Source organism: bacterium (assembly GCA_024742285.1).
Classification (GTDB): domain Bacteria; phylum Myxococcota_A; class UBA9160; order UBA9160; family UBA4427; genus UBA4427.
Window position 1 is genome coordinate 191,448 of the sequence record JANSYR010000009.1, and the last position, 14,197, is coordinate 205,644.

Annotated in this window: 12 protein-coding genes; 5 read left to right on the top strand and 7 right to left on the bottom strand. The window is 68.6% G+C overall.

The features are described from left to right. Window positions 1-24 precede the first annotated feature (24 nt). Complete coding sequence (gene rpmB, locus NXI30_17395; protein ID MCR9096001.1) at window positions 25-312, top strand: 50S ribosomal protein L28; 288 nt, start codon at window positions 25-27, stop codon at window positions 310-312. Between the two features lie 10 nt (window positions 313-322). Here the strand turns inward: rpmB and NXI30_17400 are convergent, their stop codons facing one another. The 4 genes from NXI30_17400 to NXI30_17415 form a co-directional block, all read right to left on the bottom strand. Further along, window positions 323-2,350: a DUF3604 domain-containing protein gene (locus NXI30_17400; protein ID MCR9096002.1), complete on the bottom strand. Its 2,028-nt coding sequence runs from the start codon at window positions 2,348-2,350 to the stop codon at window positions 323-325. Window positions 2,351-2,475: 125 nt separating this feature from the next. Next, on the bottom strand, window positions 2,476-2,724 hold the full coding sequence (locus tag NXI30_17405; GenBank protein MCR9096003.1) for a type B 50S ribosomal protein L31: 249 nt from the start codon (window positions 2,722-2,724) through the stop codon (window positions 2,476-2,478). Window positions 2,725-2,737: 13 nt separating this feature from the next. Further along, window positions 2,738-3,043 (bottom strand): 30S ribosomal protein S14, encoded by a 306-nt coding sequence (gene rpsN / locus NXI30_17410; GenBank protein ID MCR9096004.1) that lies wholly within the window; start codon window positions 3,041-3,043, stop codon window positions 2,738-2,740. A 176-nt stretch (window positions 3,044-3,219) separates the two neighbouring features. Beyond that, window positions 3,220-4,386 (bottom strand): GGDEF domain-containing protein, encoded by a 1,167-nt coding sequence (locus NXI30_17415; protein ID MCR9096005.1) that lies wholly within the window; start codon window positions 4,384-4,386, stop codon window positions 3,220-3,222. 239 nt (window positions 4,387-4,625) lie between these two features. Here NXI30_17415 and valS point away from each other — a divergent pair, with 239 nt between their 5' ends. Continuing rightward, window positions 4,626-7,349: a valine--tRNA ligase gene (valS, locus tag NXI30_17420; protein ID MCR9096006.1), complete on the top strand. Its 2,724-nt coding sequence runs from the start codon at window positions 4,626-4,628 to the stop codon at window positions 7,347-7,349. A gap of 33 nt (window positions 7,350-7,382) precedes the next feature. Here the strand turns inward: valS and NXI30_17425 are convergent, their stop codons facing one another. Further along, window positions 7,383-8,252: a thioesterase family protein gene (locus NXI30_17425; GenBank protein ID MCR9096007.1), complete on the bottom strand. Its 870-nt coding sequence runs from the start codon at window positions 8,250-8,252 to the stop codon at window positions 7,383-7,385. 177 nt (window positions 8,253-8,429) lie between these two features. Between NXI30_17425 and NXI30_17430 the strand changes: the two genes are divergently transcribed. Then, window positions 8,430-9,110: a TetR/AcrR family transcriptional regulator gene (locus NXI30_17430; protein ID MCR9096008.1), complete on the top strand. Its 681-nt coding sequence runs from the start codon at window positions 8,430-8,432 to the stop codon at window positions 9,108-9,110. Window positions 9,111-9,134: 24 nt separating this feature from the next. Here the strand turns inward: NXI30_17430 and NXI30_17435 are convergent, their stop codons facing one another. Continuing rightward, on the bottom strand, window positions 9,135-9,611 hold the full coding sequence (locus tag NXI30_17435; protein ID MCR9096009.1) for a DUF2914 domain-containing protein: 477 nt from the start codon (window positions 9,609-9,611) through the stop codon (window positions 9,135-9,137). 92 nt (window positions 9,612-9,703) lie between these two features. Here NXI30_17435 and NXI30_17440 point away from each other — a divergent pair, with 92 nt between their 5' ends. Beyond that, window positions 9,704-10,288 (top strand): histidine phosphatase family protein, encoded by a 585-nt coding sequence (locus NXI30_17440; protein MCR9096010.1) that lies wholly within the window; start codon window positions 9,704-9,706, stop codon window positions 10,286-10,288. A gap of 421 nt (window positions 10,289-10,709) precedes the next feature. Then, window positions 10,710-12,278: a cyclic nucleotide-binding domain-containing protein gene (locus tag NXI30_17445; protein ID MCR9096011.1), complete on the top strand. Its 1,569-nt coding sequence runs from the start codon at window positions 10,710-10,712 to the stop codon at window positions 12,276-12,278. A 38-nt stretch (window positions 12,279-12,316) separates the two neighbouring features. Here the strand turns inward: NXI30_17445 and NXI30_17450 are convergent, their stop codons facing one another. Then, entirely contained in the window at window positions 12,317-14,140 is a 1,824-nt protein-coding gene (locus NXI30_17450) for a M48 family metalloprotease (protein ID MCR9096012.1), read from the bottom strand. Window positions 14,141-14,197 lie beyond the last annotated feature (57 nt).

Genomic DNA, 14,197 nt, shown 5'->3' on the forward strand with positions numbered 1-14,197 from the left:
CTCGAACTCCGGAGCAAGATCATCATGGCGCGCGTTTGTGCATTGACGGGCAAGAAGGTCCAGTACGGACACAACGTCTCCCACTCCAAGCGGGCGACCAATCGACGCTTCGAGCCGAACATCCAGAAGGTGCGGCTCCAGTCCGAGGCCCTCGGTCAGCGCGTTTCGCTGAACATCGCGACCCGCACGCTTCGCTCGGTCCAGAAGAAGGGCGGCCTCGACGCCTACCTCCTCGGGACCGACGACCTGAAGCTGCAGCCCGGCGCGGTCCGCCTGAAGAACAAGATCCGGCGGAAGCTGAGCGGGCGCTAGTCGCGTCCGATCAGGTCGCCGGCTCGTACCAGATCGGCGACGTCCAGGCGCGCTCCTGAATGATGCGCGGGATCTCCGGGTCACTGCACGCGGCCGGTCGCTCCGCTTCGGGAAGCGACAGACAGGTCTGCCAGCTCCAGCGACAGCTCGGGTTCTCGACCGCGCGCACGTAGTAGGCGGCGTCTCGCGTGGCGTCGAAGTCCGGATCCGTCCAGACCGCGCAGAGCGCATCGAAGCCCTGGCCCCTCGGCTCGCAGGTAGTGAGGTCCACGTCGGGTGCCTCGCGGCTGGTCCCGGCCGAATCCGCGAGCCGCCCCGCTACGTCGTGGACGGCCTGGTGGAAGTGGCCGTCCTCGCCGACCCAGACCTTCACGATCTGGAGTCGGTCCAGCTGTCCGCCCGGATGTCCCGCGACTCCGGCATCGCGCGCGACGTGCGCCACGAAGGTCGGTGCAACCCCGGACTGCGCGGCTTCCGGGAGCACCGCGCCCATCGGCACGCCCTGCGCGTAGCCCGTGTCGACGAGGTCGCTCCGTCCGCAGAGGTCCGCAGGCAGGTCCCAGCCGGCGAAGAAGCGCGGCTCGATCCGCGGACCGCTCGTCGCGAAGGTCTCGCGCCGCACCATGGCATCGAAGAGCGAGTCGCGGGCGTTCTCGTCGGCCCAGACGCCCATGAGGCCACCCGGATTGCGCGCGATGTTGCCGGCGCCGGCGAACCAGGGCGTCTGTGTCATGCGCCCCTCGACGGTCGCGTCCGTGTTCGCGCAGCAGCCCTGCCAGTCGTATTCCTCGGTGTCTCCGGGATTGGCGTTGTGGCCGTCGGTCGAGCCGATCATGCCGAACTGGAAGGGGTTCACGCCGATTCGCTCGCGTTCGCGCATGCCTTCGATCAGCGCGTAGCGCGCGAAGTCCACGCGGGACTGGCAGCCGCCTCCGCGAAGCGCGCCCCATCCCGCGCCTTCCTTGCAGTCGTCCGGCGGCTCCGGTGCGAACTGCCGGACCTTCTCGAAGTCGCAGAGCTCGTCCTCGCCGCCGACCACGCCGTACATTCCGTTCGCGCACTCGGACTCGCCCTTGATCTGCATCATCTCGACGAGCCGCTCGATTCGCGCCCGGACCTGCATCTGGCGCACCTGTTCCTCCCTGGCCTTGCGCTTCCAGGTCGTCTCGAACAGGCGGCCATTCGACACGTTGGCGTTGTGCGGGATCGTGATGACCTCGCAGCCGGTGCCCGCGTTCGTGCAGAGCGCGTCGAGCCGATCCCAGAGGTCGATCGCGTCGGGCGCTTCGAGCGAGGAGATCGGGAGCTCCGGCACGCTCGCGTTTCGGAAGATCACGTTCCGGTGGACCTTCGACATGTTGACCGAGTAGCTGTGTTCCCAGCCGTGGAACGCGGTGAAGGCGCAGGCCTCGCTCGTGTCGTTCCAACGCTCGGTCGCGCGTCGGGTCTCGCCCCAGGCGGTCTCGAGCGAACCGCGACACTCGGCATCCCCCTTCCCGCAGATCTCGCCGCGGCGTCCCAGGAGGCCGACGACGCCGGTCATCTTGCCCCCGAGCTTCAGGCCGGGGATCGGCGGCTTGAGCTCGATCTCGCCGCGGAAGCCGCGACAGGATTCCGAGTCGTAGGCATACGAGCCGGGGGTCGTGCACAGGTTCACCTCGCCGATCCACTCCGCGTGGTCGGTGACGGCCGCGAAGTCGAGGGGGCGGGCGAGACGGCCGCTTCGCTCCCCGCGGCCGTCCTCGTCGAAGGGGCCGAAGCCGATCGCTTCGCCCCGCGCGAAGCGGTACGCGTCGTCGGGGGACGCGAGCATCCCGCGCGAGCGCGCGTCCATCGAGAACTTCGTATGGACGTGGAGGTCGCCGAAGAAGGCCTGACGGAGGGGATCCCGATGGGCGCAGGCGGCGCGCGGCGCGGTGTCCCCGTCGGCGGGGCCGACGGGAGGCGACCAATCGTCGGCGGTGGGCCGCATCATCATCAGGCTGGCGCACGAGATCGTGAGGGCGATGAGAAAGAGCAGGGCGAGTCGCGCGCGCATGATCACCTCCGTCCGATCAAGGGAGCATGGCGCGGGTCCCGAACGAAAACGAGGGCCCATTCCTGCGGAATGGACCCTCGATTCGAATCGGTTCGTCGGCGTCGGCGACGATCTGAGCGAGCCGACTACTTCTTGCCGCCGCCGTAGCGCTTGCGGAAGCGGTCGATCTTTCCGTCGGAGTCGAGCTCGCGCATCTTGCCCGTCCAGAACGGGTGGGACACGGACGAGATCTCGAGGCGCACCACCGGCACCTCTTCACCGTCGACCTCGCGGGTCTCCTTCGACGTGACGGTCGAGCGACTGGTCCACTCGTTCCCCGTGGCGGAGTCGACGAAGATCACCTTGTGATAGTCGGGATGGATTTCGGGCTTCATCGTTCGCTCGCTTCTACCAGCTGCTCTTGCGCACGCCGGGGAGCTGGCCGCGGAGGGCGAGCTCGCGAAGGGCGATGCGGGAGATGCCGAACTTGTTGTAGTAGGCCTTCGAGCGGCCGGACACGGCGCAGCGGTTGTTCTTGCGGGTCGGGCAGGAGTTGCGCGGCAGCTTCGCGAAGCCCGCCTGGGCCTCGAGCTTGTCGTCGATGGACGCGTTGGGGTCCTTCAAGATCTTGCGCAGCTCGGCGCGCTTCGCGGCATGCTTCGCGATCAGCGCGTGACGCTTGTTGTCTCGGTTGACCTGGGACTTCTTGGCCATGTGGTGGTCTTGGCTCCTGGGAGGGATCTTTGGAGCGCGGGAGAGTACGGGGGTGCGCCCCCCGTGGCAAGGTTCGGGAGCCCGATCCTCGTGGATTCGCAAGCGAATCGTGACGGAGCCCCGAGGGGATCAACGAAGACCCACCCCGAAGAGAGGGGGAATGGCACCGTGCGGAGTCAGGCCTCGTCGAGATCGATCGGATCGACCTCGATCCGGTCCCGCCCACCGTCCTTCGCCTGGTAGAGGGCGCGATCCGCGCGCTCGACCCAGGAGGACGAGGTCTCGCCCTGCCGAAGCCGCGCGATGCCCATCGAGGCGGTGACCCGGATCGGCTCCTCGATCTCGCCGTGGAAGATCTCGAGATTCCGGACCGTCGTCATGCCGCGTTCGGCGACGTCGCGGGCGGTGGGCAGGTCGATGTCCCGGAGCACGATGGCGAACTCCTCACCGCCGTAGCGTGCGACGAAGTCGTCCTTGCGCATGAAGCAGCGCGTGAGCGCGTCGGCGACCTCTCGCAGTACGGCATCGCCGCAGGGATGGCCGTGGGTGTCGTTGACCCACTTGAAGTGGTCGAGGTCGACCATGATCAGGCAGCCACGGGTTCCGAAGAGCGTCGCGAGGTCGATCTCGCGCTCGATCTGCTCGTCGAAGGCCGAACGGTTGTAGATCTTGGTGACCGGATCGATCGCCGCCCGTTTACGGACGTTGTCGAGCTCATCGCGCAGCGTGTCGAGCCGCGCGGCCATCTGCTGGATCTGCTCCTGGTGGCGACGACCGCGCTCGGACAGGAATTCCGTGAGGAGCGAGACGGTCTCCTGGGCCTCGTTCTTGATCTTGTCGGGCTCTCCGGAGCGCACGGCGCCCTCGAGCCGGCGCATGCGGTGTCCGATGCGCCGGTCGGCGCTCTGCTCGACGGTGAGCGAGCGGCGCAGGCCCGAGATGAAGGACCAGGCCGCGTCCCGGAAGTCGCCGAGGGAGCGGGTCACGTACTCTTCCTCGGAGAGGCGGTGCTCCTTGACCGCGCGGCGCAGACCCGGGAGGTCGCGCTTTCCCTCACCGACCTCGCGGGACTCGCCGTCGCCGCGGTCCCGGACCGGCGGAGGGACGCCGATCAGGAGGTGGCGCGCCCAGGTCTCGAAGGTCTCCTCGATCTCTTCCGCCGAGCGCGGTCCGACGTCGAACGCGTGCTCGCCGAGGATCCGGAGCAGGTCCGCCATCATGTCGAGGGCCCGATCGGCGGGGATCGCCGCGACCGCGTCGGCGGCTGCAGACTCGGCGACGGGCTGCTCGCCCTTCGCCTCGGCGTCCTTGCCTGCGTTCTTCTTGCGCTTTCCGAAGACCATGGCGGGTATGTCGGCCGAACACGGCGTTGGCCCGAGTGCGCGCGTCACCCGACGCGCGAATCCGGGCGCTTCCCCGAGGTCCTTCTCGGGCGTTGACCCGATCCGTAGGTCCGGCCCGAAACCGGTCCGCGACGAGCGATTCGGGGGGGCTCTGCACTATCCTCGCGCGCTTCGATCCGGCCCGTGGCCGGGGAACCCGGCCGTACGAGCGGCCCGCCCGAGAGAGATGAGAGAGTCCCATGAGTGAGTCCACGTCGCCGGGTCCGCGCCCGGTGCGATCGATCGACCCGAAGCGCCTGCCCAAGCACTTCGAGGCGGAGGTCGTCGAGGACAAGTGGGACGCCGCCTGGCAGGAGAGCGGGGTCTACCACTACGACCCCGAGCGTCCCCGCGAAGAGACCTTCGTGGTCGACACGCCCCCGCCGACCGCTTCGGGCTCGCTCCACATCGGCCACGTGTTCTCGTACAGCCAGACCGACGTCGTCGTTCGCTACAAGCGCATGGCGGGGATGAACATCTTCTATCCCATGGGCTGGGACGACAACGGTCTGCCGACCGAGCGACGCGTCCAGAACTACTTCCACATCCGCTGCGACCCGAACACGCCCTACGAAGAAGGGATGACCTTCGAGCAGGCGTCGGCGAAGACGCGCAAGAAGCCGGCCCGGCTCGTGTCGCGTCCGAACTTCATCGAGGCCTGCTACGACCTGATCCGCGAGGACGAGCGCGCCTTCAGCGAGACGTGGCACCGCCTGGGTCTGTCCGTCGACTGGCGCCAGGAATACCAGACGATCGACGAGCACTGTCGCCGCACGGCCCAGCGTTCGTTCCGCGATCTCTGGGACAAGGGCGAGGTCTACACCTCCGACGCGCCCACGATGTGGGACGTCGACTTCCAGTGCGCCGTGGCTCAGGCGGAGGTCGAGGACAAGGACGTCCCCGGCGCGTTCCACAAGATCGAGTTCGGGATCGAGGGTGTCGGCGAGGGGGAAGACGCGAGCTTCGTGATCGCGACCACGCGACCGGAGCTGCTCGCGGCGTGCGTGGCCGTGACGGCGCATCCCGATGACGAACGCTTCAAGCCCTATTTCGGCAAGCGCGCGATCACGCCGATCTTCCGTGCGCCGGTCCCGATCTTCCCGAGCGACAAGGCGGACCCCGAGAAGGGGACCGGCATCCTGATGATCTGCACGTTCGGCGACCAGACCGACGTCGAGTGGTGGCGCGAAGAGGGGTTGCCGCTCCGGCAGATCGTGGGACTCCAGGGCCGCCTTCGGAAGGTCGACTTCGGCGAGGCGCCCTTCGAGAGCCTCGACGTGGCGACCGCGAATGCGAACTACGCCGAGCTCGAAGGGAAGAACATCAAGCAGGCCCAGGCCGCGATCGTCGAGATGCTGCGTGATCCGGCGCATTCGGCCACGGGCAATGGGGCCCCGCTCCAGGAAGAGCCCGAGCAGATCTCGCACGCGGTGAAGTTCTTCGAGAAGGGCGATCGGCCCCTCGAGCTGCTTCCGACGCGCCAGTGGTTCTGTCGGTTGATGGACAAGAAGGACGCGCTCATCGCGAAGGGTGACGAGGTCCAGTGGCATCCGCCGCACATGTTCGCCCGCTACAAGGACTGGACCGAGAACCTTTCGCTCGACTGGTGCCTCTCGCGTCAGCGCTATTTCGGCGTGCCGATCCCGGTCTGGTATCCGCTCGACGCCGACGGCGAGCCCGACTACGACCACCCGATCGTCGCCGACTCCGACGTCATGCCGGTCGATCCGACGACCGACGTGCCGCCGGGCTTCGACGCGGGGCAGCGGGGCGAGCCGAACGGATTCGTCGGCGACCCGGACATCTTCGATACGTGGTTCACCAGTTCGATGACGCCGCAGATCAGCAGTCATTGGGGCGAGGACGACGAGCGCCACGCGAAGCTCTTCCCCGCGGACATGCGCCCGCAGGCCCACGACATCATTCGAACGTGGGCGTTCTACACGATCGCGAAGGCGATGCTCCACGAAGACGACGTGCCCTGGCATCACGCGCTCATCTCCGGCTGGATCCTCGATCCCGACCGCAAGAAGATGTCGAAGAGCAAGGGCAACGTGACGACGCCGCTTCCGTTGGTCGAGAAGTACGGCGCGGACGCCGCGCGCTACTGGGCGGCGTCGGCTCGGCTCGGGGCGGATACGGCCTTCGACGAGAGTCAGTTCAACGTCGGGAAGAAGCTCTACACGAAGATCTTCAACGTGGCGAAGCTCGTGCTCGCCTACGAGGGCGAGGTTCGTCCGATCACGTCGGAGCTCGATCGCGCGTTCGTGGGCAAGCTGAAGGCGCTGGTCGAATCCGCGACGGCGAACTTCGAGGCCTACCAGTACGCCCACGCGCTCCAGGAGATCGAGAGCTTCTTCTGGACGCACTTCACCGACACCTACGCCGAGCTCACCAAGGTGCGCGCGCGGGGCTTCGCGAACGGGGCGACAGGGGACGAGGCGGAGGCGAGCGGATCCGCCATCGCCTCGCTCAGGCTCGGCCTTTCGACGCTCCTGCGCCTCTTCGCGCCGACGCTTCCCTACATCACGGAAGAGGTCTGGAGCTGGTCCTTCGCCGACGACTTCGCAGAGGAAGGCGATTCGATCGCGCGCAGCATCCACGGCACGTCGTGGCCGGGCGCGGCGGACTTCGCCGGGATCGAAGCGCCCGCCGACGAGAAGAGCTTCGATACGGCGGTCGCGGCAATGGCGGCGATCAACAAGGCGAAGGCGGACGCCGAGGTGTCCATGGGCCGCGAGGTCGAGTCGATGACCCTCGCGGCGGCGCCGGCGACGCTCTCGACCCTGGAGGGGGTCGCGAGCGACGTGCTCGATGCCGCGCGGGTGGCCGAACACCGCTTCGTCGCCGACGAGTCGCTCGAGGCCGGAACCTTCGCCGTCGAGGCGATCACCTTCGCGCCGAAACCCGAAAAGAAGAAGTAGGCGTCGCGCGCGTCCGCGCGACAGAGGAAGCCTCTATTTCTTCCGCCGCTCGCGGACGAGGGCTTCCTGAGCGATCGACGCTACCTGGACGCCAGCGGTGTCGTACATGCCGCCGAAGATGAGCGCGCGGGCCGCCTCGGCGATCGGGGACACCGACGAGAACGTGATCCAGTCGTTCCAGCGGAACGGATGGTGGAGCCAGACCGCGTGGTCGAGGCTCGCGCCGATGTGGGTCTTCATGGGGATGCCCCCGGCGCCCTTCATGGCCGTGCCCATGAGCGTCCGGTCCGTCGCGTAGATGAGGATCGCCGTGTGGAGATCCGGGTCGTCCGGGATCACGCCACGCGGTCGCATCCAGACCGCCCGAACCGGATCCCGCGGCTTCGGCTCCAGGAATTCGTTCGCATCGAGGACCCGGACCTCGATCGGGTTGTCGTAGCTCTTCGGCGGGGGCAGGCCGAGCGCTTTGTTGCGGACGTCGGTCCACTCGGCCAGGCCGTCGGGCCCGTCGATCTCGGGCGCCGGCCGCTGGTAGCGCATGCCGTCCTCGGGCCGCGCGAAGCTCGCCGACATGTTGAAGATCGCTTCGCCGTTCTGGTGGGCGACGACCCGACGGGTCGTGAACGTCCTGCCGTCGCGGATCCGGTCGACCACGAAGCGGATGGGACGCTCATAGCTGCCGGGACGCAGGAAATAGGCGTGGATCGAGTGGAGGAGACTGCCCCCGGCCTGCGAGCCGCGATCTTGCTCCCCGAGCGTCGCGATCGCCGCCATGACCGACTGCGCCGCGACCAGCCCGCCGAAGAGCCGCCCCTGTCCCTGGCCGGGATCGCCGAGGAAGAGGTCGCGATCGAGGGGATCGAGCTTCAATCGCTCGCACAGGTCATCGATCGGTGTGGGCATGACTCTCCTCGCCCATCCCGCAGCCTCGTGAGCGGGCACGGGAGGAACGGGTACGCGCGGCGCGCACCCTAGCAGACCTCGCCCTCGCCCGAGGTGGGTCGCCATTATCAGAGAAAGTCTGATTCATTCCGTCTGCGGTTAGTGGAGTTTTATTGAAATTGGAGTAAATTGATTTATATGCCTGGTCCCGTCGAGATCACCGATCCGATCCCCGGTTCGCCCCGCTCCACCAAGCGTGAACGCACCCGCGCGAAGCTCCTTGCGAACGCGGTCGCATTGTTCCGCGCCAAGGGCGTCCGCGAGACGAAGCTCGCCGAGATCGCGCAGGCGAGCGAGGTTGCGCCCGCAACCCTCTTCAACCACTTCCCGAGCCGGGCCGATCTCGCGGCGGCATGGCTGCGCGGGGAGATCGAGGCGGAGGCGACGGGCGCAGCGTCCGCGGTACGGGAGGGCGAGCGCGGACTTCGGGCGAGCGTGCGGAGCCTTTGTCGGAACCTCGCCAGGCAGAGCTCGGACGCGCCGGGCATTCGCTGGTCCGCCTGGCAGGAAGCGCCGCGCCTTCGCCCCGCCCCCGTGGCCCCCTTGCGCGATGCCTTCGCCCTCGAGCAGCAACGCGAACACGTTCGCGCAGATCAGACGCCCGAGGCGCTCGCCGAGCTCCTCGCGGATGCGATCGAAGGCGGCCTCGTCGAAGGGCTTCAAGCAGCGATCGAGACCGACGAGTCCGATCCGCGGGCCCGCGCGCGGCTGATTTCGGCGCCGCTCCAGGCGCGCGTCGACCTGGTCCTCGACGGGGCTCGGAAGCGGAACGAGCGAGTGCGACCCGGGGCGCTCGCCGCGAGTCGTGCCGGGGGCTGAGGCGCCGCCCGGCGCCGGATCGTGTCAGCGGCCCGCGTCGGTGTAGGTAAAGGTCTCGGCCGCGATCACTTCACCGTCGTCCAGGACGATCTCGACGGTCCAGTCCCCGAGCCAGTCCTCGAGCAGATCCTTGCTCGACCACACGCGCCAGCGCGGGCCGCGGACCTCGAAGGCGACCTCCGCGCGGACGACGTCGCCGTGGAGCCAGCGATGGGTCACGGTCCGACCGTCCAGCTGCCGAAGGTCCGAGAAGAAGATGATCGTCCGTACGTCGTTCTCCACGAAGGAGACCTGATCGACCGGCTCGCGGTTCTCGACCGCCGTCGTGAACTGGCCGAGCGCGCTCGGGACGGAGGGCTCCACGATCACGTCGACGTCCTCTGCGACGGGGATCTCCTCCTGGGGGAGGGCGGCGGCGGGGGCGAGCATCGTCGCGAGCGACAGACAGATCACGAATGCAACTCGCCTCTGCGCCGCGTACTCGTTTTCTTTCGGTCCCACCGCGATCTCCCTTACCGCCATTCGCGCGCCGTCGTCGCGCCTTGAAACCCAGCCCCAAGGTAGCGGGTTCGGGCGGCTGCTAGCGTGGCGCGATGGAGCTGATTCTGGTTCGCCACGCGGAGCCGGCGATACCCGAGGTGGGCGAGGTCGGACCCGGGGATCCGCCGCTCGGCGAGCGTGGCCGGAATCAGGCCGCGCAGGTCGCGGAGTGGCTCGCGCGCGACGCCCTCGATCGGATCGTCTCGAGTCCGGCTCGGCGCGCTCGGGAGACCGCGGAGGCGACCGCCACGCGGCTCGGGCTCGAGGTCGTGATCGACGATCGGCTGCGTGATGCCGAGCCCGCCGGCGAGGCGTACGTCCCGATCGAGGTCGCGCGCGAGCGCGATCCCGGGTCGTATCGCGCGCGGATGGACGCGTACCGGGATGCGTCGCGTCTCGGTTCGATTGCCGGACGCGTGAACGCCTCTCTCGACGAGTGGGCCGCACGGCACCGCGGTGGACGCGTCGCGGTCTTCTGTCACGGTTCGGTCGTCAACGCGTTCGCCGTTCGCGTGCTCGGGCTCGGCGATTCCGGGTTCCTGGCGCCGGCCTTCGCGAGTGGCCATCGCTTCCTGGTCGCGTCGTCGGGTGTGCGCAGCGTGAAGAGCCTCAACGAAACCGCGTACTTGATGATGTGAGCGGCGAATCCCGCGCGAATCCGTCCGGCGTCGCCGACGCGCGCGCCGGCAAAAAAACGGCAACGGACGCGCATTTCCCCGACACCTTTGGGGTACCGCCGTGTTAGAAGGAAGCTCACGTTGATCGCGATCTGCGCTCCCGACTGACCCGCTACTGAAGACGTGGCGCCGAAGTTGATCTAGCACGAGCTGGCCCGAGCGGACCTGGGAAGGGGTCGAGAGCAGACAGATCGTGCGCGCTCCCCCTCCGACCGAGACGGATTCGGAGGGGTGAGCGCGCCTCGGCGACCGCGTGCTCTTCGGGAGAGGCACGCCGTGTGACTTGCATCACCGGTCACCTCGCGATTCTCGCCGATGGAGTCCTCTGCCCCGGTGCGTCGCGCGAACGCCTCGCGTGAAGCGGCCGTGGCGAGGACCGTTCATGGCCTCCGTCGAGCAACTGAAAGCGCGATTCGCCGAGCACCTGCGTGAGAAGCGACTCGAGGGCGCCCTCGACGCGCTCGTGCTCCTCGAACGGGAGGAGCCGACGAAGGCCTGCTGGCCGCAGAAGCGTGCCCGCCTGCTCCGCGCGAAGGCGGACCCTCGAGGAGAGCTCGAGGCGCTCCGGCGCGCACTCGAGCTCCAGATCGATCAGGGGGTCATCCTCGACGCGATCGCGAGCTGCCAGTCCATCCTCGAGCTCGCGCCCGAAGATTCCCGCACCCTCGAGACGCTCGACCTGCTCTACCTCGAAGGCCCGCCGCTCGAGTCCGGTCCGGCTGGGCCCGCCCTGCCGAGGGCCGAGCCGGTGATGGCCGTGCCTGCCGCCAGGCCGGCTCTCGGTCCGACGAGCGTCCCCGCGAGCTGGGGGGAGGACGCCGACGAGCCCCTCGATTCCCTGGTGCTGACCGACGTCGTGCCCGGCGCGCGATCGTTGCCGCGCGATTCCGGCCCGGGTGTGAACGAGATTCCGATCGATCTCGTGGACGCGGTCGACGAGAGCGCGCCGGACCTCCACCTCGACCGCTGGTCGTCGAGCGACGACCTCCGCGACGTGGCGGCCGCGCAGGCGATCTGTCTGCCCAGCAACCGCGATGTCGTTGCCGCCCAGGCGATCTGTCTCCCGAATGACGACGAGCTGGCCGGCACGGCCGAGACCCGCGGCGAGCGCGGAGCGAACCTTCGCAACGAGCTCGCGAACATCCCGCTCTTCGGCGACCTCGACCCGGCGAGTCTCCACACCCTGATCCGGCGCGTCCGCGCCGTGTCTCTCGAGCCGGGGCAGATCCTCTTCCGCCAGGGCGACCCGGCGAACAGCCTCTACGTGATCGTCGAGGGCGCGGTCGTGCCGATCGCCGAGGGGGACCGACGGCGGAAGCTCGCGGTCCTCGAGCGGGGTTCCTTCTTCGGCGAGATCGGGTTGATGACCAAGCAGCCGCGCAACGCCACGATCGAGGCCCTCGTCGACACGAAGCTCCTGGCCATCGACCGGCGCCTGGTACGTCAGCTGATCGCCGATGCGCCGGGCGTGGCGAAGAGCATCCTCCGCTTCCTGCGTGCTCGCATGATCGATCGCCAGATCCGCACGAACCTCTTCTTCTCGGCGTTCGCTCATGCAGAGCGTGCCGCGGTCGCGAAGCAGTTCCGATTCCTCGAGGTCGCCGACGGAGCGAAGGTGATCGAGCGGGGACGGGCACCGGACGGTCTCTACGTCGTGCTCTCGGGAGAGCTCTCCGTGGTGGGGCCGGCGAGCCCGGGTACGGGCGAGCCCGACAAGGAGCTCGCGACCCTCGGCTTGAGCGACGTCTTCGGAGGCCTGTCGCTGATCGAAGGGCGGCTCCCGGCCGGCGACGTCATCGCACGCGGGAAGTGCTGGCTCGTCGTCCTCGGCGAGGGGCGCTTTCGGAGGATCCTCGACGCGAACCCGCGCCTCTCGCGGGTGCTCCGGCGGATCGCGCTCGCCGCTGCCGAGGAGTCCGGTACGCAGTACCGCGACGTCCCCGTGCTCTAGCGGCGCGTCGATTCGGCGAGGGGCAGGAAGGCCACCGCCTACGGCTTCGCTTCGGTCGCATTGCCGTCCTCGAGCAGGACCTCGGTCTCGCTCGTTTCCCCTTCCTGCGACGCGCGCGGGAGGTAGGGCTCGGCGATGCCGATCTTGATCGGCGTACGGCGCGGAAGGGGAGTCGAGGCGTAGATGCCGTTGAGGACGCCGGTGAAGACGACTTCGAGCTCGTTTCGCGTGCGCTCGGAGAGCTCGGCCAGGGTCTCGTTCTCGAGCGAGCGGGCGATTCGCAGGCGTGTCACGCGAAGCGAGCGGGCGCTCTCTTCGTCGAGCGCGCGGAAGCTGTGAGCGAAGGCCCGCGCACGCCCGCGATAGCGGCTCGCGTCGAAGGACAGCACTTGCAGGCGGTACACCAGGTCCTCGTAGGCGATGAAGGTCATCAGAGCAAAGAGCGGCCCGCCGGGCGTGATCGCTCGTCCCTCGATCCGTATGGCGTCGAGGTCGCCGATCTTGAGCGCGCGCCGCTCGCGGACACGGACGGTGACGCCCTCGAACTCCGCCTCGAGGAACGCGTCGACGACCGCATCGAGGGGCTCTTCCGTGGAGCCCACGACCGTGAGCTCGGCCTGGGCATCCCGTCGCGGCGAGACGGCGACGACCTGGCGCGTCGAGTTGAGCGTGTCCCAGCCCGGTGGGAAGCGGAGCGAGAAGCGCAGCTCCGGATGGACGAACTTGTTCTCTTCGTCGAAGAGGCCGCCCGCCGGGTCGTCGCCGAGCACGAGCCCGTCGACCATCGCGTAGTACCCGGCAGACCCATCGCGCGCGACGCTCTCGATCGCGGTCCACTCCATGTTGCCCGCGCGATCCAGGGCGATCGCCGCGCGCTCGGGGCTGGTCGGATGGGTCGCGTAGTACGAGGGCAGGCGCGACCAACCGACTTCGTAGCGCTCCGATGCATCGAGTTTGCGCAGGAACTCGGCGATCGCCGCCGGGTCGTAGCCCGCCCGGGCCGCGAGGATCTGCCCTCCACGATCGGCATCGCGCTCCTGATCGCGCCCGTAGGCGGCGATCCGCGCCGCGCGCAGGAAGACCATGGTGAAGGGGTTCTGGCGCTTGGCGTACTCGAGACGCGCCGCGGCGTGGCGCTCGGCCGCGTGGGTGATCTCGTGGCCCAGCACGCCGGCGAGCTCGTCCTCGCTCGTGACCAGCGCCAGCAGCCCGCGCGAGACGTAGATCTTTCCGCCGGGAAGCGCGAACGCGTTCGGCGCGCTCTGATCGACGATCTTGAACTCGTAGTCGAAGGGGCGACTCGGGGCGTGGCGCAGGAGCCGGAGGGCGATGCTCGTCACGTAGGCGTGGAGCTCTTCGTCGTCGACGATTCCCATCTCCGCCTCGATGACCGAGGTCTGATCGTCGCCGACGCGCGCGTCGTCGTACTCGGTGTCGAGGACGACCTTTCGTTGCGGTGGTTCTTCTCTGTCTTCGTCTTCTTCTTCGTCTGGTTCTTCTTCCGGTTCCCCGTCCGGAGGCGGTCCCTCACTCGGCTCGTCTTCCCCGTCCGGAGGCGGTCCCTCGCTCGGCTCGTCTTCCACGCCGGGGGGCGTCGTCTCCGAGGTCTCGGCGGCGGCCGCGGTCGGGGGCTCTTCGACCGGGGGGTCCTCGACGGGTTCGTCCGGCTCCTCCGAAGCGACCTCCGGTTCGTTCGGCATCCAGGGCCCGACGACCACGCCCACCGGCGGGTCCGCCGGATCCGGCCGCACGCGTTCTCCCGCACAGGCGGTGGCGAGCAGCGCGATCGCGAGGAGGAGAGGGGCGAGACGGGTCAAGGTCGGACTCGGATCGTTGGGCGGAACGAGGGTCGAGTCTATCATCCGGCTCGTTCCGCGGCCGAGAGGCGAGAGCCCGCCCGCCGCCGGGTGACCTTCGGT